Consider the following 2,083-nt stretch of genomic DNA (forward strand, 5'->3'; position numbering starts at 1 on the left):
TCGCCCCCTGTGGAGATGCGATGGCCCTGATGCTCACCCCGTCAGGTGATGGCTACTACCTGATCCTGCATAACACGCTGGCGGACAAGGACGAGTTCAACGAGAAGAACCCGGCCAGCACCTGCATTCTCGGCACCAACGGTTCGGGTAAAACCATGCTGATGACGTTCCTTGAAAACATGCAGCAGAAATATGGCCGCGCGGACAGTTTTTCTCCGGATGCGAAAACCCAACGACTGACCACCGTTTATCTGGACAAGGACCGGGGCGCGGAAATGAACATCCGGGCGCTAGGTGGCCGCTACTTCCGTATCACGCATGGCGATCCCACAGGGTGGAACCCGTTTTCGCTGTCGCCCACGAAACGCAATATCAGTTTCATCAACCAGTTGATGAAACTGCTGTGTACCCGTAACGGCGCAACCATTACGCCCCGTGATGAGCGCCGTCTGAACGACGCCGTACAGGCTGTAATGAGTAATGAACCGCAGTACCGCATCCACGGGATCACCCGCCTGCTTGAGAATCTGCCGGAGCCTGCGACCCGGGAGGCGCAGGAGAACGGCCTGAATATTCGCCTGTCGCAGTGGGCGCAGGGGGGTGAATTCGGCTGGGTGTTTGATAACGCCTCAGACACGTTCGATATCAGCCACTGCGATAACTTTGGCATTGACGGCACGGAGTTTCTGGACGATGCGGACGTCTGTGCGCCGATCTCCTTTTACCTGCTCTACCGCATTACCAGTCTGCTCGACGGGAGACGGCTGGTCATCTTTATGGACGAGTTCTGGAAGTGGCTTCGGGACCCGGTCTTTAAGGATTTCGCCTATAACCGACTGAAAACCATCCGTAAACTCAACGGGATGCTGGTTGTGGGTACTCAGTCCCCGGCGGAGATCATCAGGGATGAAATTGCGCCCGCCGTGATTGAACAGTGCGGGACGCAGATCCTGGCCGCCAACCCCGGCGCTGACCGTTCTCACTATGTGGATGGCATGAAGTTTGAGCCGGAAGTGTTCGATGTGGTGAAGGCTCTGGATCCGCAGGCCCGCCAGTATGTGGTGGTAAAAAATCAGTTCCGGCGCGGCGACACAAAACGCTTTGCCGCTCGCGTGACACTCGATCTCTCCGGTATCGGCAGATACACCCGGGTCATGAGCGGCAGCGCCGACAACCTCGAAATCTTCGATTCCCTGTACCGGGAAGGGATGCAGCCGCATGAATGGCTGGAGCCTTACCTGGCTCAGGCACTCTGACAACTCACAGGAGAACCATGATGAAAAGTCGTTTTTATGCCCTGATTTTCGCGTGCGTATTTTCCAGTCCACTGGCGCACGCCGGTATTCCCGTTCTGGTGGATGCCGATCCGCTGCGTGAAGCCGAATGGCTGAAAGAAGCGCAGCGCTGGATGCAGACCGCACAACATTATCAGAGCCAGATCCAGGCGTATAAAGACCAGCTGGCGACGGCCACCGGCGTCCGTGATATCGCTGACTTTGTGGATCAGGCGAAGAGTCTGAAATCGGATCTGGAGCAACTGCGCAGACCGGGCCAGACACTCAATGACCTGCTGCTCTCCGGCACCACCAGCGGGCAGTTCGATACGCTGTATGCGAAGTACCGGGTTTTCGATACCTGCAATGCGGAACAGTCGGGAAGTTATACTGATACCTGCAAACAACTGGTCATCAATAAAGCGATTCAGTTTGAGCAGACCGATGAAATCCAGGAGCAGGTCAGTCAGACGCTCGGTGAGATTAACAGTCTCTCGAACCGTATCGCACTTTCTAAAGATTCAAAGGAGTCTCAGGACCTTGCCAACAGTATTCAGCTAAAATCAGTGATGTTGAACACGCTCACTGACCAGTGGGAAATGAGCGTGAAGGTAGCAGAAAAGCGTGAAAAAGTGCTGGAAGACGAGCGTGTTAAACAGTGGAATCAGCAACAGTTAAATGCGCCAACCCCTGATTTAAACGGCTAAAGGAGTCTCACATGCGTTTATTAATCCTCTCTTTCCTGACCTTATTATTCGTCGTCATTAGCGGCTGTAAAGAATAAGCCAAAACGACCCAGTGGTACAGGG

1 protein-coding gene and 1 pseudogene are annotated in these 2,083 nt (G+C 54.5%); both read left to right on the plus strand.

Features of this window, described 5'->3' with window-relative positions:
• Positions 1-1,256 (plus strand): annotated as a pseudogene (locus tag ACI2JR_RS28210) (ATPase); the annotation flags it as partial.
• A gap of 20 nt (positions 1,257-1,276) precedes the next feature.
• Complete coding sequence (locus tag ACI2JR_RS28215; RefSeq protein WP_462480100.1) at positions 1,277-1,981, plus strand: type IV secretion system protein; 705 nt, start codon at positions 1,277-1,279, stop codon at positions 1,979-1,981.
• Positions 1,982-2,083: the final 102 nt, after the last annotated feature.

The organism is Klebsiella sp. NPDC088457, from assembly GCF_044900465.1.
Lineage (GTDB): Bacteria > Pseudomonadota > Gammaproteobacteria > Enterobacterales > Enterobacteriaceae > Klebsiella.